General features: G+C 67.2%; 16 protein-coding genes and 1 pseudogene. 6 read left to right on the top strand and 11 right to left on the bottom strand.

The window, feature by feature from the left end:
- Nucleotides 1-55 precede the first annotated feature (55 nt).
- The gene (locus tag ACGFK1_RS20985; protein WP_393433507.1) at nucleotides 56-1024 is read left to right on the top strand and encodes a LysR family transcriptional regulator; all 969 of its coding nucleotides are present in this window, start codon (nucleotides 56-58) and stop codon (nucleotides 1022-1024) included.
- Here ACGFK1_RS20985 and nhaA read toward each other — a convergent pair.
- From nhaA to clpB, 8 genes are all read right to left on the bottom strand, one after another.
- A complete protein-coding gene (gene nhaA, locus ACGFK1_RS20980) occupies nucleotides 1021-2859 on the bottom strand; it encodes a Na+/H+ antiporter NhaA (protein ID WP_393433504.1) in 1839 nt (612 codons plus the stop codon). The two genes, ACGFK1_RS20985 and nhaA, sit on opposite strands and share 4 nt — an antisense overlap.
- Nucleotides 2856-3983: a glycoside hydrolase family 76 protein gene (locus ACGFK1_RS20975; RefSeq protein WP_393433501.1), complete on the bottom strand. Its 1128-nt coding sequence runs from the start codon at nucleotides 3981-3983 to the stop codon at nucleotides 2856-2858. The genes nhaA and ACGFK1_RS20975 overlap by 4 nt, the downstream gene beginning before the upstream one ends.
- A 15-nt stretch (nucleotides 3984-3998) precedes the next feature.
- The gene (locus tag ACGFK1_RS20970) at nucleotides 3999-4640 is read right to left on the bottom strand and encodes a TrmH family RNA methyltransferase (RefSeq protein WP_393433498.1); all 642 of its coding nucleotides are present in this window, start codon (nucleotides 4638-4640) and stop codon (nucleotides 3999-4001) included.
- On the bottom strand, nucleotides 4637-5536 hold the full coding sequence (locus ACGFK1_RS20965; RefSeq protein ID WP_393433496.1) for a hypothetical protein: 900 nt from the start codon (nucleotides 5534-5536) through the stop codon (nucleotides 4637-4639). Before ACGFK1_RS20965 ends, ACGFK1_RS20970 begins: the two co-directional genes overlap by 4 nt.
- Nucleotides 5537-5547: 11 nt before the next feature.
- Nucleotides 5548-6324 (bottom strand): SDR family NAD(P)-dependent oxidoreductase, encoded by a 777-nt coding sequence (locus ACGFK1_RS20960; protein ID WP_393433493.1) that lies wholly within the window; start codon nucleotides 6322-6324, stop codon nucleotides 5548-5550.
- A 14-nt stretch (nucleotides 6325-6338) separates the two neighbouring features.
- Nucleotides 6339-7175, bottom strand: a complete 837-nt coding sequence (gene ttfA, locus ACGFK1_RS20955) for a trehalose monomycolate transport factor TtfA (protein WP_393433490.1) — start codon at nucleotides 7173-7175, stop codon at nucleotides 6339-6341.
- Nucleotides 7176-7263: 88 nt separating this feature from the next.
- Nucleotides 7264-8610, bottom strand: coding sequence for an alpha/beta hydrolase domain-containing protein (locus ACGFK1_RS20950; RefSeq protein ID WP_393433487.1), 1347 nt, complete (start codon nucleotides 8608-8610; stop codon nucleotides 7264-7266).
- Nucleotides 8611-8678: 68 nt separating this feature from the next.
- The gene (gene clpB, locus ACGFK1_RS20945; protein ID WP_393433484.1) at nucleotides 8679-11225 is read right to left on the bottom strand and encodes an ATP-dependent chaperone ClpB; all 2547 of its coding nucleotides are present in this window, start codon (nucleotides 11223-11225) and stop codon (nucleotides 8679-8681) included.
- A gap of 141 nt (nucleotides 11226-11366) precedes the next feature.
- Here clpB and ACGFK1_RS20940 point away from each other — a divergent pair, with 141 nt between their 5' ends.
- Nucleotides 11367-11762, top strand: coding sequence for a transcriptional regulator (locus ACGFK1_RS20940; protein WP_393433480.1), 396 nt, complete (start codon nucleotides 11367-11369; stop codon nucleotides 11760-11762).
- 18 nt (nucleotides 11763-11780) lie between these two features.
- On the top strand, nucleotides 11781-12428 hold the full coding sequence (locus tag ACGFK1_RS20935; protein WP_393433477.1) for a GAP family protein: 648 nt from the start codon (nucleotides 11781-11783) through the stop codon (nucleotides 12426-12428).
- Here the strand turns inward: ACGFK1_RS20935 and ACGFK1_RS20930 are convergent.
- Complete coding sequence (locus ACGFK1_RS20930) at nucleotides 12423-13061, bottom strand: TetR family transcriptional regulator (protein WP_393433474.1); 639 nt, start codon at nucleotides 13059-13061, stop codon at nucleotides 12423-12425. The two genes, ACGFK1_RS20935 and ACGFK1_RS20930, sit on opposite strands and share 6 nt — an antisense overlap.
- Before the next feature lie 98 nt (nucleotides 13062-13159).
- Between ACGFK1_RS20930 and ACGFK1_RS20925 the strand changes: the two are divergent.
- From ACGFK1_RS20925 to ACGFK1_RS20915, 3 genes and pseudogenes are all read left to right on the top strand, one after another.
- Nucleotides 13160-14178 (top strand): annotated as a pseudogene (locus tag ACGFK1_RS20925) (ABC transporter permease).
- 11 nt (nucleotides 14179-14189) lie between these two features.
- The gene (locus tag ACGFK1_RS20920) at nucleotides 14190-15356 is read left to right on the top strand and encodes an FAD-binding oxidoreductase (RefSeq protein ID WP_393433471.1); all 1167 of its coding nucleotides are present in this window, start codon (nucleotides 14190-14192) and stop codon (nucleotides 15354-15356) included.
- Nucleotides 15357-15376: 20 nt separating this feature from the next.
- The gene (locus ACGFK1_RS20915) at nucleotides 15377-16279 is read left to right on the top strand and encodes an aldose 1-epimerase (protein WP_393433468.1); all 903 of its coding nucleotides are present in this window, start codon (nucleotides 15377-15379) and stop codon (nucleotides 16277-16279) included.
- On the opposite strand, the gene ACGFK1_RS20910 is transcribed toward ACGFK1_RS20915, so the two are convergent.
- Both ACGFK1_RS20910 and dnaJ read right to left on the bottom strand, forming a co-directional pair.
- Complete coding sequence (locus ACGFK1_RS20910; protein ID WP_393433465.1) at nucleotides 16276-16653, bottom strand: heat shock protein transcriptional repressor HspR; 378 nt, start codon at nucleotides 16651-16653, stop codon at nucleotides 16276-16278. The two genes, ACGFK1_RS20915 and ACGFK1_RS20910, sit on opposite strands and share 4 nt — an antisense overlap.
- A complete protein-coding gene (gene dnaJ, locus ACGFK1_RS20905; RefSeq protein ID WP_393433462.1) occupies nucleotides 16653-17822 on the bottom strand; it encodes a molecular chaperone DnaJ in 1170 nt (389 codons plus the stop codon). Before dnaJ ends, ACGFK1_RS20910 begins: the two co-directional genes overlap by 1 nt.
- Nucleotides 17823-17843 lie beyond the last annotated feature (21 nt).

Here is a 17843-nt window from a genome sequence, read left to right as displayed (position 1 = left end):
AGTAGCCACCGTCAATAACAGGTTAAGTGATCGCTTAAGTCACTAGGCTGGTGTCGTGACACCGGCTCAGCTTCGGGCGTTTTCAGCCGTGGTGCGCCTCGGTTCAGTCCACGCGGCGGCCGCGGAACTTGGTATGTCCGATGCCGGCGTCTCCATGCACGTCGCGCAGTTGCGCAAGGAACTCGACGATCCGCTCTTCTCGCGCACATCGGCGGGCCTGGCCTTCACCCCGGGCGGGCTGCGGCTGGCCAGTCGGGCGGTGGAGATCCTCGGCCTGCAGCAGCAGACCGCGATCGAGGTGACGGAGGCAGCACACGGTCGCCGGCTGCTGCGTGTCGCGGCGTCGAGCGCATTCGCCGAACACGCGGCGCCCGGGCTGATCGAGTTGTTCTCGTCGCGTGCCAAGGACCTTTCGGTCGAACTGAGCGTCCAACCCACCAGCACATTTCGCGAACTGGTCACATCGAGGGCCGTTGATGTCGCACTCGGCCCGGTCTACCCGCCTGATAATGCCGCTCGCGACGCCACGGTGGTGGTCCGGCCCTTCTTGAACTACCAGATTCTCACCGTTACCGCGCCTCGCAGCCCGCTGGCAACCCGGCCGCCGACTCCGGCGTTGCTGCGCGAGCAGCAATGGATGTTGGGGCCGTCGGCAGGCAGCGCCGACGGCGAGATCGCTACAGCCCTGCGGAAGTTGGCGATCCCGGAAGCTGCGCAACGAATCTTCCAGAGCGATGCAGCCGCGCTCGAGGAAGTCCAGCGTGTCGGCGGCGTCAGCCTGGCCATCGGCTTCACGGTCGGCAAAGACGTTGCGGCCGGGCGGTTGACGCACGTCAAGGGTGCCGATCTGCAAATGGCTGGCGAATGGTGCGTGACGACTCTGCCGCCCGCCGCACGTCAGCCCGCGGCGGCCGAGTTGGTGCGGTTCATCACCACCCCCCGGTGCACCCAGGCCATGCTGCGCGGCACCGGAGTGGGGGTCACCCGCTTCCGGCCCAAGATTCACGTCACGCTCTGGAGCTAGCTGTCCAGCGCGCGGATCAGGCTGGCAGCATCCCATGGCCCTTTGTGCCGCTTGCCGTTGACGAAGAACGTCGGCGTCGACTTGAGGTCCATCAACTCGGCGTCCTGCGCATCGTCTTGCACGCGATGCAGCACCTTGGTCGGGTGCACCCGCACGTCCTGGTCGAACCGCTCGAGGTCGAGTCCTATCGCGTTGGCGTAGCGGTAGATGTCCGACCACTCCAGGTCGTCCTGGTGCGCGAACAATATCGCGCCCATCTCGAAGTATTTGCCCTGCAAACCGGCGGCCTCCGCGGCGCGCGCGGCGTCGAACGCGCGCGGGTGCACCCGCTCCAGCGGGAGATGACGCCAGACATACCGCAGCCGCCCGTCGAAGTGCTCGGCCACTTCGTCGATGGCCCCGGTGGCCCGACTGCAGAACGGGCACTCGTAGTCGCCGTACTCGACCAGCGTCAGCTCGGCCTGCGGGTTACCGCGGATGTGGTCGCGGTCCGGGTCGACAGGCCGAATCAGATTGAGCCCCACGGGTTCCGGTGGGCTGACCTTGTCGGTGATGCCGAAGATCGCCCACCCGAGCGCGAACGCGATCACAGAGGCCAGCAACACGCCGACACGTGCCTGATCTTGGCGCGCCGGCTCGGAGATCGCGATGTCGACGATGAACAGCGAGATGGTGAAACCGATGCCGGACAGTGCGGCGCCGCCCGCTACGCGGCGCAGCGTGCCGCCCGGGGCCAGCTGGCCGAGTCCGGTGCGCTGCATGAACCACGTCGCACCCGTGATGCCGATGAACTTGCCGACCACCAGACCCGCGACGATGCCCCAGGTCAGGGGTGACACCATGGCGGCCGCCACGCTGTCCATGTTCAACCGGACCCCGGCGTTGGCGAGCGCGAACACCGGCAGCACCACGAACGACACATACGGTCCGACGTCCGTCTGCAGTCGTTCGTTGATCGAGATCGACTCTCGCAGACCGCGAGTGGCGGCCCTGGCGTACTGCGAGTTCGGCGATTGACGGAAGGCGCGGATCATCTCGACCGTCGACTCCACCTGCTGACGGTCGGGGGTGAAGACGGGGATCAGCACCGCGACCGCGACGCCGGCGAGGGTGGGATGGATGCCTGCCGCGGACAGCGCGACCCACAGCGCGAACCCGAGTACCGCATATGCGGGGCCGCGCCCAGCCGGGAGGAACCGGACCAGGGCCAGCGCGGCGAGCAGCACCACCGACACCACGAGCGGAACCACCGCGATGTGGTCGGAGTAGAACAGCGCGATCACGCAGAGCGCGCCGATATCGTCGACGACGGCGAGGGTGAGCAGGAAAATCCGCAGTCGGGATGGGTATTTGGGTTTGATGATGGCCAGCGCGCCGATCAGGAACGCGGTATCGGTGGAGATCACCACCCCCCACGCGTGCGTGTTCTCCCCCGACGGGTTGAACAGCAGGAAGATGACGGCGGGCACGGTGAGCCCCGCGATCGCAGCGACGACGGGTACCGCGGCGCGGGCTCGATCGGTGAGTTCACCGATCGAGAACTCACTGGTGACCTCGAGGCCGACGATGAAGAAGAAAAACGTCATCAGGCCGTCGTTGATCAGATGCTTGACGGTCATCTCGAAGGTGTGCGCGCCGAACGTGAAGCCCACGTGGGTGTCCAGCAGCGTCCAATAGGTCTCGGCCCATGGCGAATTGGCCCACAGGATGGCCGCGAGGGTGAACGCGAGCAGCAGCGCCGCAGCGGTGTTCTCCTTGGTGCCCGGCGCTTTGGGATCGCGGCCGAATCGTCCAGGCAGCAGGCGAACGATCCGTGGCAACGGTTCGGCGGTCACTCGGCTGTGGTGTCCTCATCGCCGCTCGCGGTGGTAGCGGCGTGCGCCGCCTCCATCAACATCCAGCCCGACAGCTGCACCGACAGATCGCGCTCAGGCACCTCGGATGCGTTGACCGCGCCCTCGACGAACTGCGCCTCCTGCCCTGCCGCACTGGGTATTTCGGCGGTACGGTCCCAGAAGGCCGCGAACAGCGGCAGGCTGTCCACGGTCTGCCGGTTCTCCCAGGCCGATTCGGCCGACTTGAGCACCAGCGAGCGGGCGATGTCGCGGGCTTCTGCGTCGGCGGGCCCGTTCTGCGGCAGGGTGGTGACCACCAGCGCAAGGTAGCGGGCCAGGATGCCGCCGAACAAACCGCCGTCACCGCCGCCCGTGCCCTTGATGATGCCGTCGGGCGCCATGTGGTCGCGCACCGCCTTGACGAGCCTGTGCACCCGCTGGGCGTGCTGAGGGTCTTTCGTCCTCGCGGCGAGTTCGGTGTCCAGCCCGATCACCACACCCTGGCAGTAGGTGTACTGCGCGCGCACCAGCGACCCGGCCTTGATGCCGTCGAACACCAGATGGGTCTCGGGGTCGATCAGCGTTTCGTCGATCCAGTCCGACATCTGCTGTGCGCGCCGCAGCCGGTCGTCGTATCGGGACAGGAAGATCCCCGCGGGGCCGTTGGCAGGGGCGTTGAAGAACTGGTCTTGTTTGCGCCACGGGATACCGCCGCCGTCCTCAGGCACCCACGCGTTGAGGAACTGCTCGGAAAGCTTCTTCAGCGCACCGGGCTTCTCGACGCCGGCCAGCCGGCCTGCCCGCTCGAGTGCGAGCGCCAGCCACGCCATGTCGTCGTAGTAGTCGTTGGTCCATCCGGTGTTGCGCAGCCGATGCGCCCGGATCTGGCTTTCGATCTTCGCCTTGCGTTCCGGTTGCGGATCGCGCACCTGTGCGTCGACGAGGTTGTCCAGCAGGTGCGCCTGCCACCAGTAATGCCAGGTGTCGAACGTCCGGTATTCGCGCACCGCTGGCCACGCGACGACACCGAGTTGGGTGCCCGGCAGTCCCCACAGTTTTTTCAGGTGTCGCTTGGCAATCGCCGCCTCCGCGCTCGCCGCGCGATTGGCCCATACCTGATCCATGAGATCGATCCTGCCCTACCAGGCGTTGGAAGTGTCCGCATGTTGAGTGATCCAGGTATGCATCGCGATGCCCGCAGCAACCCCCGCATTGATGCTGCGGGTCGAGCCGAATTGCGCGATCGAGACGGTCAAGACGGCACCGGCCTTCGCGTCGTCGGTGATGCCGGGACCTTCCTGTCCGAAGATCAAAAGACAATCCCGCGGCAGCGCGGTGTGCTCGATGCGGACCGCCCCCGGGACGTTGTCGACGGCGACGACGGTCAGCCCCGCGTCGGCGGCGAAGGCCAGCAGTTCGGCGGTGGTGGCATGATGGCGCAGCCGCTGATAACGGTCGGTGACCATGGCGCCGCGACGGTTCCACCGGCGCCTGCCGACGATGTGCACGGTGTCGACGGCGAACGCGTTCGCCGTCCTGACCACCGCGCCGATGTTGGCGTCGCTGCCAAAGTTCTCGATTGCGATGTGCAGGGGGTGCCTGCGCCGGTCGATGTCGGCGATGATCGCTTCCCGCGTCCAGTAGCGGTATGCGTCAACGACGTTGCGGGAGTCACCGTCACGCAGCAGTTCGGGGTCGTATCGCGGGTCGTCGCGATGCGGTCCCTGCCACGGGCCGACACCGGGTGTCTCACCCCATTCGGTGGGTCCGGCTTCGGTCATTTCGATGTCCACAGCGCGGCGTGGGTTCCCGCGACGGACACCGTCGCGTAAAGCAGCGCTCTGTTGATTTCGCCCTGGGTGCACAACGACACGCGGACCTGGACGGCGTCGCGCGACGAGTCGGGCAGGATCAGCACCGAGGCACCATAGATGTCGCAGGCGTGGCTCAGCCCGGGCGCAGGCAGCGTCGGTGCGACAAACACCATCAAGGGGCCGCCGCGCTTGGCGGAGTCGTCGCGGTATCGCCTTGCCAATCCATCGATTTCGAGGCCGAGCAACATGTATCCGTTCCCAGAGAACGCGGTGGGATCACCGATCGCCGTTGGGTCCAGTTGTGCCCCGTCGGCACGAAATGCGTCCACGCTCGTGGTCTTGAGCACCAACCCGGTGTCATTCTCGTTCGTCGGAAGCACTCCGACGGGGAACGCCGCGGGGTAGGCCGCCACCGTGCCGGAAAGTCGTTCGCGCGGTGAGTACACATAGACACCGCGCACCTGCGACTGATCGCGCTGCGGCCCGAGGCACACCGTGCCCGCGATGCGGTCCGGGCTGGGCGACGAGAGTGGTTGCAGCGCAAGGTTCGTCACGTCCTTGCAGCCGCCGACGGCGTTGGCTTCGATCGGGTGCGTCAGCGCACCGTACAGTCCGAAGCGGATGTCCTCCGGCTTGGCGTGCGGCCCGTCTTTTTGCGCCACCGACCCGTCCACATCGATCAGCACGTAGTCGGCGTCGAACCGCAGATTGGTCACCGTGATGTTCCAGCCGAGAATCGACTGCGCCTGGCCGATGGTCGCGGCTTGCGTGGAGTACGGGTGGGGACGCGCGTCATCGCCCGAGCATGCGGATACGACCATGACGACCGCCGCCATGACGGCGATGAGTACCCGCACCGACATCTAGGTCAGGCTCAGGTTCTGTTCCGGCCGCGACCTACAACTTTCGTCATGGCGCGCAACACGTTTCGCGGCACCACGCGGCCTCCGGTGGTGAGCGCCTTGTACTGCAGGCCCGGCACGATCACCACCTTGTTCTTGCCGACGTCGACCATGCAGTCGCGCACGACGTCGTCGACTTCGAGCCACAGAAACGATGGCGTTCCGCTCATCTCGATGCCCGCGCGCGCGTGGAACTCGGTGTGCACGAAGCCGGGACACAGCGCGTGTATCCCGACCCCGGTGTCGGTGAGGCCGTTGGCGAGCCCCTCTGTGAACGCAATCACCCACGCCTTGGACGCCGAGTACGTCGACCCACGGCCCGGCAGGAGGCCCGCGACACTGGCGACGTTGATCACGGTGCCCGCGTCGGCGGCCAGCATCGCCGGAAGGGCGGCGTGCGTCAACTGCATCACGGCGGTCACGTTGACGTCGAGTTGGTGTTGGAGCGGCGCGTAGTCGGCGGTCCAGAATTCGCCGGACGTGCCGATGCCGGCGTTGTTGACCAGCACCCGCACGCCTGCGGCCAGCCGATCGGCTACCTTCGCGCGGTCGGCCTCCTGGCCGAGGTCGGCGACGAGCACTTCGACGCCTGCGCCCGCCTCGTCGTGCAGTTCGGCGGCCAGGCACTCCAACCGGTCGGCGTCACGGGCGACCAGGGCGAGGTCGTAGCCGTCGATGGCGTAGCGGCGGGCGAATCCCGCGCCGAGCCCGGACGTCGGTCCAGTGATCAGTGCGACGGGGCGAGCCATGCGTATGAGAGTACTTACCGCTGATAGTGCGGCGACTGCCTGCCGTTGCGCGACGGTGGCGGCGGACGGCGCACCCCTTCGGCGCGGCCGGGCTCCGGCCGGGCGGCGTAGCGGCCGGCTTCAGGGCGCGCGGGCGGCTGGTCGGCGCGGGCCTGCGGCGGTTCCGAGCGGGCGGGCGAGGGGGCCAGCGGGCGGCTCGGCGAGCCGCTGCGCCGCGCGACGGGCTGGCCGGTGATGGCCTGCGGGACGGGCGGCAGCACCCGCAGCAGGTCGTTGAACTGCCGGACGGTGCGCAGGCCCTCGTCCCACTGGGCGCGGGTGCTGGTCACCGGCATCGACACCAGCGTCCAGTTCTGCTCGTTCCACATGATCTCGGCGCAGTCGGGTGCGGTGTGGGCGAACGTCACCATCCGCCGGTCGCAGGCGCGCCTGGCGGCGTCGAGGTTGGTGGAGTACACCATCCGCGGGCCGATCGCGCCGAGCAGCCAGATGTCGTTCTCTCGCGGCTCCTTGATGCCCTTGAGCCGCAAATCGACGACGACGTTCGTGCCGACCTTGCGGTGCAGCGCGATGACCGTCGCGACGTCTTCGAGGTCAAAGATGAACACGGCCTCGCCGCGGATCTGGCCGAGCACGACATTCTTGGCGGTGATGTCACCGACGGTCGACATCACCCCACGCTTCCAGCGCTTTATCAGGTCGGCCGATTCGTGCTCGTAGTCGAAGCCGTGCGACTTCGCCCAGGACTTCCGCCGGCGGCCCAGGCCACGTCGACGGTCGATGTCGACGTACAGCAGCACCGCCGCACCCACGAAACAGAGCGCGGACAGCGTGAACCAAAGCGGGACCATCGCCGCCTAGCCTACTTGGCGGTGGCCCTTTATCCCGAACTCAAGGAGATCACGGTCACATCTCACCCTCGATCCGGCGACGTCGGCGTCAATTGTCGGCCGCCTGAGTCGCGAAGATCGCCCCGGCGAGGGCCAGAATCTCGTCACGGTCGGCCGCCAAAATGAACCTGGCGGCGATCGCGCGGTCGAGCGCGGCGGTGAACCGGTCGAGGTAGTCGGCCGCACCGCCGGGATACAAAGCGTCCAGGGTCTGGGCGTCGAACGGTTCGCCGGAGCCGAACAGAAATGACATCGGGCTCTCGTCCGGCGCCAGGCCCGATGTCCGCGCCGTCGGCACATCGACCCACGGAGTTCGCACGCCCCCCTTGGCGAGCCCGTTGGCGTCGAGCAGCAATGCGGGTGTCTCGCCGTCGGTGAGGGCGATCGGTCCGGCCGCCGGTGCCGGCTCGCCGTCGCGCACCCAGGCGTTCAAGGCGGCGATGGCGGCCTGCAGCACGTAGTGGTGCTGCGGGGCGAAGTTGACGAAGTAGGACAGCTGCGTGCCCATCAATTCGTCGGTCGGCGCGTACGCCGCTTGCAGCTGCTCCAGCGACGCCGAGGCGTTGTCGATGAAGCCGACCCGGACCGTGTAATTGTCAGCATGTGCGGTACCGGGGATCTCCCAGGCGCGGAATCGCTCGTTATCCAGCTGCCTTGCCAGGTAATAGCCGGCCCGCCAGCCGCCGATCAGGTCGGTTTCGGTGATGACCGTGATGAGCGGGACGCGCAGATCGGGACGGAACGGAACGGGCTGCGACGCGGTTTCTTCCAAGGCGCTCTTGTCGTCCAGCGGCGCGGCAGGGCCGAACCGGGAATGCACCAGGAAGCCGTCGTAGACGGCGGCGACCGGATCCACCACGTTGACATAGGTGGTCAGAAACGCGGCGGATTGCGACTCGCCAACCGCCAGAATGGCTTCGGGTTCCAGTCCGTCGATGGCACGGTCGCGGATGAGGCGGCCGGCTTGGGAGAAGATGTCGTAGGCGAACGCGTCACCGGGGTGGTGCAGGCGCAAATAGCGTTGGGGGTTCTGCGTTTTCAACGACATGTCGACACCGACCAGGCTGTCTCCACCCTCGACGCCGACCCGCTGCGCCGACACCGCGACAAAGCCGAGGCCGGCGCGCGCGATCTCGCGGTGCGCCATGAACCAGACCGCCGGCGCGTCGATGCCGCCGCTGACGTTGAGCCATTCGACGATCACGGTGCCGGTGAACGCGGCGGGACCCGTCGGCCTCGCAACGACGATGCGGGTGGTGTAGTCCGCCGTCTCGCCGTCGTGGGAACGCGCCGTCCCCGAAACGAAGAACTCCTCGACGCCGTAACCCAGCGTGGCCAGGTCGTAGGCGCCGAGGAGCAGATTCGGCTCACCGGGTACGGACTCGACAGACGTCACCCGCGAAACTGTATTCCAGCAGGAGTTCTCTCGAACTTTCCCTGCTGGAATGCAGTTTCGGCGAAGGCTCAGCCCAGGACCAGCGAGTCGCCGTCGGGGCTGAGGTTGACCGGCACGACGTCGCCGTCGTGCACCTCGCCTGCCAGCAGCATCTTGGCCAGCTGGTCGCCGATGGCCTGCTGAATCAGCCGGCGCAGCGGACGCGCGCCGTAGAGCGGGTCGAATCCGCGCTGGGCCAGCCACTGCTTGGCGGGCAGCGACACCTCCAGGGTGAGCCTGCGCTGCGCCAGCCGCTTGGCGAGCTGCTGGAGCTGGATGTCGACGATGGCGACCAGTTCACCGGGCTCGAGCCCGTCGAAGATGATCACGTCGTCGAGCCGGTTGATGAACTCGGGCTTGAACGCAGAGCGCACCGCGGCCATCACCTGCTCCTCCGTCCCGCCCGCGCCCAGGTTGGACGTCAGGATCAGGATCGTGTTGCGGAAGTCGACGGTGCGGCCCTGCCCGTCGGTCAGCCTGCCCTCGTCGAGCACCTGCAGCAGCACGTCGAACACGTCAGGGTGGGCCTTTTCGATCTCGTCGAACAGGATCACCGTGTACGGCCGCCGTCGCACCGCCTCGGTCAGCTGACCGCCCTGGTCGTAGCCGATGTAGCCGGGAGGCGCACCGACGAGACGCGCGACGGAGTGCTTCTCGCCGTACTCGCTCATGTCGATCCGGACCATCGCGCGCTCGTCGTCGAAGAGGAACTCCGCCAACGCTTTTGCGAGTTCCGTCTTGCCGACACCGGTCGGGCCGAGGAACATGAACGAGCCGGTCGGCCGGTTCGGGTCGGCGACGCCCGCCCGGCTGCGGCGCACCGCGTCGGACACGGCCTGCACGGCCTTGCGCTGCCCGACGACGCGCTTGCCGAGCTCGTCTTCCATCCGCAGCAGCTTCGCGGTCTCACCCTCGAGCATGCGACCGGCAGGGATGCCGGTCCACGCCGACACCACATCGGCGATGTCGTCGGGCCCGACCTCCTCCTTGAGCATGACGTCCTCGCGGGCCTCCGCCTGCGGGATCGCGGCGTCGAGCTTCTTCTCGACCTCCGGGATGCGGCCGTAGCGCAGCTCTGAGGCCTTGGCCAGATCACCGTCGCGCTCGGCCCTGTCGGCCTCGCCGCGCAGGGTCTCCAACTGCTCCTTGAGCTCGCGCACCACATCGATGACGTTCTTCTCGTTCTGCCAGCGGGTGGTCAGCTCGGCCAGCTTCTCCTTCTGGTCGGCCAGTTCGGAGCGCAGCTTCTCCAGCCGTTCCTTGGAGGCGTCGTCCTCCTCCTTCTCCAGCGCCATCTCTTCGATCTCGAGGCGGCGCACCAGCCGCTCGACCTCGTCGATCTCGACGGGCCGGGAGTCGATCTCCATCCGCAGCCGGCTGGCGGCCTCGTCGACCAGGTCGATGGCCTTGTCCGGCAGGAACCGGGCGGTGATGTAACGGTCGGACAGCGTGGCCGCCGCGACCAGCGCCGAGTCGGTGATACGCACGCCGTGGTGCACCTCGTAGCGGTCCTTGAGGCCGCGCAGGATGCCGACGGTGTCCTCCACCGACGGCTCACCCACGAACACCTGCTGGAAGCGCCGCTCCAGCGCCGCGTCCTTCTCGATGTACTTGCGGTACTCGTCGAGCGTGGTGGCACCGACCAGGCGCAGCTCACCTCGGGCGAGCATCGGCTTGATCATGTTGCCCGCGTCCATCGCGCCCTCGCCCGTCGCGCCCGCACCCACGATGGTGTGCAGCTCGTCGATGAAGGTGATGATCTGTCCGGCGGAGTTCTTGATGTCGTCGAGCACGGCCTTGAGCCGTTCCTCGAACTCGCCGCGGTACTTGGCGCCCGCCACCATCGACCCGAGGTCGAGTGAGACGACGGACTTGTCCCGCAGGCTCTCCGGAACGTCGCCTGCAACGATGCGCTGGGCCAGGCCCTCGACGATCGCGGTCTTGCCGACGCCGGGCTCACCGATCAGCACCGGGTTGTTCTTGGTGCGCCGGGACAGCACCTGCACGACGCGGCGAATCTCGTTGTCGCGACCGATGACTGGGTCAAGCTTGCCGTCGCGGGCACGTGCCGTCAGATCGGTGGAGTACTTCTCCAGCGCCTGATAGCTGCCCTCGGGGTCGGGGCTGGTGACCCGCGCGCTGCCACGCACCTTGACGAAGGCCTCACGCAACGCCTGCGGCGAGGCGCCGTGCCCTGTCAGGAGCTTGGCCACGTCGCTGTCGCCAGTGGCCAGGCCGACCATCAAGTGTTCGGTCGAGACGTACTCGTCGTCCATCTCGGTGGCGAGATTCTGCGCGGCCGTGATGGCGGCCAGCGACGGCGGGCTCAACTGCGGCTGCGACGCCGCGCCGCTGGCGCTTGGCAGCCGGTCGAGGAGTCGTTGCGTCTCCGCACGGATCGTCGCAGGTTCGACGCCGACGGCCTCCAACAGCGGGGCGGCAATGCCATCGTTCTGGGTGAGCAGTGCCATCAACAGGTGGGCGGGCGTGATCTGCGGGTTGCCTGCAGCGGTTGCCGCCTGCAACGACGCGGTCAGCGCCGCCTGAGTCTTGGTCGTCGGGTTGAACGAGTCCACGACACCTCCGATCGTCTAGAAAGAAATGCTTGTCGCGATGTTCAACGTCGTCAAGGTTGAGTCTGTTCCGCTCAAGTCCAGCTTTTTCCCACTCGGCGCGTCGTGCAGGGGTTCGCCAGGCCCGTCGGCCACTCTTGAGCAATGCATGCACTGGTCGCCGGCGTGACGATCCTCACGGTGGTGGGCGTGGCGGCCGCAGGCCCGGCCGCGGCGGCCACCGACGAGGACCAGGTTCGGGCGATCCTGAACGGGATGAACAACTCCTACAACCGCTCCGATTTCGCCGGTTTCGCCGCCCACCTCTGCCCAAACATGCTGAAACCCGCCGATTTCCAACCCGGTTGGTACGCGAGCCGCAAATCCGACGGGCCGACCCAAATCGTCGTCAATTCGGTCGAGGTGAACGGCCAGAATGCCGTGGCCAACGTCCGATTCCAGGCCGCCAACCAGCCCCACGCCAAGACGCTCGACGTCGAGCTCCTGCATGACGGCACAGAGTGGAAAGCCTGCCGTTACGACGCCGGGCGCTCCACATAGGTCTGGATAGGTCGACACGTGCTCACTGAACTCGTCCCGCTGGCCTTGGTCATCGCGCTGTCACCGCTGTCCGTCATTCCGGCGGTGCTCGCGCTCAGCACTCCGCAGCCACGGCGGACCGGCCTGGCGTTTCTGACCGGCTGGTTGATCGGCCTCACCGCACTGACAGTCGTCTTCCTGGAGATCTCCAATCTGGTGGTCGACCTCGGCAAGCCGCCCGCGTGGGCGTCGTGGGTGCGCATCGTGGTGGGTGCCGCGCTGATCGTGTTCGGTGTCTACCGCTGGCTCACCCGCAACCGCGAAGCCCACACGCCGGCCTGGCTACAGCGGCTGGGACAGATGACACCAGCCAGGGCCGGGCTCACCGCCGCGGTGCTGACCGCGGCGAATCCGAAGGTGTTGTTCATGTGCGCGGCGGCGGGTTTGGCGATCGGCACGGAAGGGTTGGGCAGCACCAGGGTGTGGATCGGCGTGGTGTGGTTCGTCGCGATCGCGGCGTCCACGGTCGCGCTGCCGATCCTCGCCTACGCGGTGACGGGCGACCGCATGGACGAAACCCTGCGAAGCGTCAACGAGTGGATGGAACAACAGCACGCCACCCTGGTCGCCGCGATCCTGGTGGTGGTTGGTGTTCTGGTGCTGTACAAGGGGATTCACGGTTTATAGCTCGGGCAGGCGTAGCTCCGCCGTGTCAGCCGTCAGGTATCTGGTCACGGTCGGCGCGATCAACGCAACCACGTCATCGGGGGGCAACGTCGCCAGCGGCGGCACCTCGATGATGTACCGCAGCACGGCCGTTCCGACGAGTTGGCTCGCGGCCAGCGTCGCCCGCAACCGCGCTTGTTCGCCGCCGCCCAACACATCCGACACCGCGGTCAGCACGTAGTTCTGCATGAAGCCGCGGAACGCGTCGTGCGCGTCGGTGTTCGACGTCGCCGACTGAAGCATCGCCCGCATACTCGCTGCGGTGTCGGGCGCCTCCCAGATGCGCAGGTACGTGCGCACCATCCTGGTGCCGATGTCCGGGTCGTCACCCGGTCCGCCGGTGAGCGCGGCCACCAAGACGTCGGGATCAAGGATCAGCCGCAGCGATTCGCGGAACAACTCCTCTTTCGAACCGAACAGATAGAGCACCATCGAGGGGTCGACATGCGCGTCTGACGCGATCGCGCGCAGCGTTGTCTTCTCATACCCCTCGGCCGCGAACCGCTGCTTGGCCGCCGCCAGTACCGCATCGCGCGACACCGGCCCACCCTGGCGGCGGCCCCGGCGCTTCGTCGTCTTGGCAGCTGGCGGCACGTTTCGACACTAACATTTCAATGCCTGTTGAAATGTTGATGCTGCGGCGTTACGCTGGCCCCAACGGTTAATTCAACGTCGGATGAAAAGGACTCGCCATGACCGGGACTTCGCTGGGCACGCCCGTACGGCACGCCCTACACGCGTCACCCGTCCATGAACCACCCGCGGCCATCCGCGCCGCCGGGGTCGTCATCGCGCTCTTTCTCGCATTGGCGGTCCTCGCGATCGCGTTCGCGCTGCCCGCCGCGCGGTCCAAACCGCACGGCATCCCCATCGGGGCTGCGGGGCCCACTGCCGCCAGCGGGCAAGTCGCCGACATGCTCGAGCAGCACGCACCTGGTGCGTTCGTCATCACGTACTATCCCGGCGAGGCGGCGCTGCGCAATGCGATCCGCAACCGAGATGTCTACGGCGGCATGTCATTTGGGCCTGGCGACCGCAGTCTGCTGATCGCCACCGGTGGCAGTCCCATGGTCGCGCAGATGCTCACCCAGATCGGCACCGGCATCGCACAGCAATCGCACATGCCGTTGCGCATCGAAGACCTCGCCCCGCCGACCGCTCGAGATCCTCGCGGCGCGGGCTTTGCCGCCTCGGCGCTGCCGATCACGTTGGCCGGACTGCTGCCTGCCATCGCACTGGTGCTGGTGATACGGCGCGAGATCTGGACCCGCCTGGTCACCGCTGTGGTGTTCGCCGCGGGCGCGGGCGTCGGCATCGCGGCGTTGCTGCGGTACCTGCTTGGCTCCATTGAGGGCAACATCTGGCCGGTGGCGGCCGGACTGACGTTGGGCCTGCTGGCCGCCGGTTTGGCGATGCTGGGGTTGGGCTCGCTTTTCGGCCGGGTGGGTCTGGCGATCGGCGGACTCTGGCCATGCTGCTGGGCAATCCGCTGTCCGGATTGGCCAGCGCGCCCGAACTGCTACCTGCCGGGTGGGGTGCCCTTGGCCAGTGGATGCCGCAGGGTGCCACCGCAACGTTGCTGCGGTCGACGGCCTTCTTCGACGGTGCAGGCGCGACGACCGCGATCGCGGTGTTGATCTGCTGGACCGTTGCCGGTGTCGCGCTCATCGTGTTCGCCGCGGTTCGCCGGCGCCGAGCAGTGCCCGCCTAAACTCGGGCGACGTGGGCCTGGACGACCGTGATGCACTGCGCACGCTGCGCGACGCGGTCGATCCCGCGTTGGGGTCGGACGCGCTGATCCGGCGGTTCTACACCCGGTGGTTCGCCATCGACACTTCCGCGCGAGATCTGTTCCCACCGGACATGGCGGCGCAGCGGACCGCGTTCGCCGAAGTGATCACCTGGTTGTTCTCCGAGATGATCGCCCGGCGCGCCGAGGAACCGATCGCGTTTCTGGCCCAGCTGGGCCGCGATCATCGCAAATACGGTGTGTTGCAACGACATTACGACACCATGCACGATGCACTGCTGACGACGCTGCGGAGTCATCTCATCGAGAGCTGGGACGACCGGCTGGCCGCGGCCACCCACGACGCCGTCGCGTTGATCGTCGGGGTGATGCGCGGTGCCGCCGACGCCGAGAAGGGGCCGCCGTTTCGCGACGGCACGGTGATCGAGCACCTGAGAGTCACCCGCGACGTCTCGGTGGTCCGGTTGCAGTTGGATCAGCCGCTGTACTACCACCCGGGCCAGTACGTGACGGTGCAGGTGCCGCAGTGGCCGCGTCGGTGGCGGTTTCTGAGTCCCGCGATACCCGCCGACCGCGGCGGAGCCATCGAGTTCCACATCCGCTCGGTCATCGGCGGCATGGTCAGCCCCGCGATCATCGGCGAGACGAAACCCGGTGACCGCTGGCGGCTGTCGAATCCGCACGGCGGCATGCACGTCGACCGCAGCGCCGGCGATGTGCTGATGGTCGCGGGCAGTACGGGTCTCGCGCCGCTGCGCACGCTGATCATGGACCTCACCCGGTACGGCGAGAACCCGCGCGTGCACTTGTTCTTCGGCGCCCGCTACCCCAGTGAGCTCTACGACCTTCGCACGCTGTGGCAGATCGCGTCGACCAACCCGTGGCTGTCGGTGACGCCGGTGTCGGAGTTCAGCACCGATCCGCCGTGGGCCGCCGACTATCCCGACGTCGAACCGCCGCGCGGGCTGCACGTGCGGCAGACCGGCCTGCTTCCCGACGTCGTGACGCGCTACGGCGGTTGGGGTGATCGTCAAATCCTGATCTGCGGCGGGCCGAACATGGTCGAGGCCACCAAGGCGGCGCTGATCGCCAAGGGGGCACCCGCGGAGCGGATACAACACGATCCGCTTGCCGGCTGAGCGTGGCAGGATCGTCAGACATGTCGGAGTTCGAGACCGTCACGCTGAAGGACCCGTCTTCTTCAGTGACCGCCACCTTCGTCCCCGTCGCAGGCATGGTGGGCACCTCGCTCGCCGACGGCGGCGATGAATTCCTCGGCCAGCGTCGCGGCCTCGACGCCTACGTGACCGCGGGCAAGACGATGGGGATACCGATCCTGTACCCATGGGCAAACCGGTTGAGCGCCAACAGATATGAGATTAACGGCGCCGTGGTCACCCTGACGCCGGGGACTGGAGGGGTACGCACCGACGAGCACGGCGTGCCGATCCACGGCGTGCTCGCGGCCTACCCCGGCTGGCTGGTCACCGCCCGCACGGACAACACGCTGACGGCAGTCCTGGACTTCGGCGGCAAGCCGAGGTTGCTCGCGTCTTTTCCCTTCCCCCACCTGCTCACGCAGCATGTGACGCTTGACGATCGCACGCTCACCATCGAGACCACCGTGATGCCGACCACGTCGGCGTCGGTGCCGTTGTGCTTCGGGTATCACCCGTATTTCACGATTCCCGGCGTGCCGCGTGAAGAGTGGCGGCTGACCACGCCGTCGATGCGCCATCTGCCGGTGGACAACTGGGGCATCCCCACCGGAGGGCACGACGACTGGAACGGCGCCACCGAGCCGCTGAAATCCGTGACATATGACGACGGCTTCGACAACGTGCCCGAGGGTGCGGTGTTCATACTGTCCGGCGGCGACCGCCGCGTCGAGGTGAAATTCGAGACGGGCTACCCGGCAGCTCAGCTGTTCGCGCCGAAGAACGACGACATCGTGGCGATCGAGCCGATGGCCGCACCCACGGATTCACTGCGCCGCGGTACGTACCGTTATGCGGTCCCCGGTAAGCCCGAGACCGCCCGGTTCTCGATCACCGTGACCTAGCGCTTGTTGCGCGGCTGCCAGACGACCACGGCCGTGCTCTTTGGCACGACGGCGACCTCACGTCGTTGCCGCCCGCGCAATTCTTCCAACTCGTGTGCCATTTCACGTACGCGGGCTTGAAGTGCCTCCACCTGATTGGTGAGCTCGATGATGCGTTTGATGCCTGCCAGGTTGACGCCCTCGTCCTGCGACAGCCGCTGAACCTCACGCAGTAGATCGACATCACGCTGCGAATAGCGGCGACCGCCGCCAGAGCTGCGCTGCGGACTGACCAGACCGAGCCGGTCGTAGGTGCGCAGCGTCTGGGCGTGCATGCCTGCCAGCTCGGCGGCCACCGAGATGAGGAAGGTGCGTGCGTCCTCCTTGTTGGCCATCACGCACCCGCCCATCCGGCTCGCGGGTCAAAACCACTGGCCCGCTCCGCTTTCGCGTAGGTCTCCAGCGCTTCGGCCGCTTCCCCCTCCAGGTTCGGGGGCACCGCGACCTTGACGGTCACCAGGAGGTCACCGTGGCCGCCGGAGCGCTTCGGGACTCCGCGTCCGCGTACCCGAAGGATGCGGCCGTCTGACGTGCCCTTGGGCACCCGCACACCCACCTTGCCTTCCAGCGTCGGCACGGAAAGCGTTGTCCCCAATGCCAATTCGTGGAAAGCGACCGGTACGGTGACGGTGAGGTCATCGCCGTCGCGGCCGAACACCTTGTCCGGTCTGACGTGTACGGTCACGTACAGATCGCCTGACGGCGCACCGCGCAGACCCGCCTCGCCCTGTCCGGCCAACCGGATCCGCTGCCCGTCCTCGACGCCCGGCGGGATCCGCACGTTGATGGTCCGGGTCCTGGTGGTCACACCGGTGCCCTTACATTCGTCACACGGATGCTCGATGATCGACCCACTGCCGCGGCATTCGGTACACGGTTCGGAGAACCCGAACGCACCCTGGTTGCGGCTCACGACCCCGGACCCGTTGCAGTTCGGGCACACCTTCGGACTGGTGCCCGGACGCGCCCCGCTGCCATGGCAATTCGTGCACGGCGCCGGACTGGTGAGCCGAAGCGGCATCGCCACGCCCTTGGTGGCCTCCATGAACGACAGCTCGGTCTCGGTCTCGAGGTCGTTGCCCCGGCGCGGCCTGCTCGGCCGTGGCTGCGCGCCACGGCCGAACAGTCCACCGAACAGGTCGCCGATATTTGCGCCGCCGGTCTGCCCAGCGGCATCGAACAAGTCGTTCAGGTTGAACTCGACGCCATCGCCACCGAACCCGCCGAAGTTGCCGCCACCACTGAAGCGGCCCCGGCCGAATCCGCCACCTGCGAACAGCCGTCGAGTTTCGTCGTATTCCTTGCGCTTAGCCGGGTCCGACAGCACGCTGTGCGCCTCGGACACCGCCTTGAATCTCTCGGCGGCGCTCGGGTCGGAGTTGGTGTCGGGGTGTAGATCGCGGGCCAACTTTCGGTAGGCCCGCTTGATCTCGTCGGCGTTGGCGTCAGAGGAGACGCCGAGCTCCTTGTAGAAGTCTTTCTCGACCCATTCGCGTTGAGCCATAGCGCGTCACCTCCTTACCTT

It is taken from the genome of Mycobacterium sp. NPDC048908 (assembly GCF_043197955.1).
Taxonomy (GTDB): Bacteria; Actinomycetota; Actinomycetes; order Mycobacteriales; family Mycobacteriaceae; genus Mycobacterium.
This window is presented reverse-complemented; position numbering and strand designations above follow the sequence as displayed.

Bases quoted from the DNA above. Each gene is read 5' to 3' on its own strand.
- ACGFK1_RS20975 (WP_393433501.1), bottom strand. From the start codon at position 3,983: ATGGATCAGGTATGGGCCAATCGCGCGGCGAGCGCGGAGGCGGCGATT.
- ACGFK1_RS20970 (WP_393433498.1), bottom strand. From the start codon at position 4,640: ATGACCGAAGCCGGACCCACCGAATGGGGTGAGACACCCGGTGTCGGC.
- ACGFK1_RS20965 (WP_393433496.1), bottom strand. From the start codon at position 5,536: ATGTCGGTGCGGGTACTCATCGCCGTCATGGCGGCGGTCGTCATGGTC.
- ACGFK1_RS20960 (WP_393433493.1), bottom strand. From the start codon at position 6,324: ATGGCTCGCCCCGTCGCACTGATCACTGGACCGACGTCCGGGCTCGGC.
- ttfA (WP_393433490.1), bottom strand. From the start codon at position 7,175: ATGGTCCCGCTTTGGTTCACGCTGTCCGCGCTCTGTTTCGTGGGTGCG.
- ACGFK1_RS20940 (WP_393433480.1), top strand. From the start codon at position 11,367: ATGCATGCACTGGTCGCCGGCGTGACGATCCTCACGGTGGTGGGCGTG.
- ACGFK1_RS20915 (WP_393433468.1), top strand. From the start codon at position 15,377: ATGTCGGAGTTCGAGACCGTCACGCTGAAGGACCCGTCTTCTTCAGTG.
- ACGFK1_RS20910 (WP_393433465.1), bottom strand. From the start codon at position 16,653: ATGGCCAACAAGGAGGACGCACGCACCTTCCTCATCTCGGTGGCCGCC.
- dnaJ (WP_393433462.1), bottom strand. From the start codon at position 17,822: ATGGCTCAACGCGAATGGGTCGAGAAAGACTTCTACAAGGAGCTCGGC.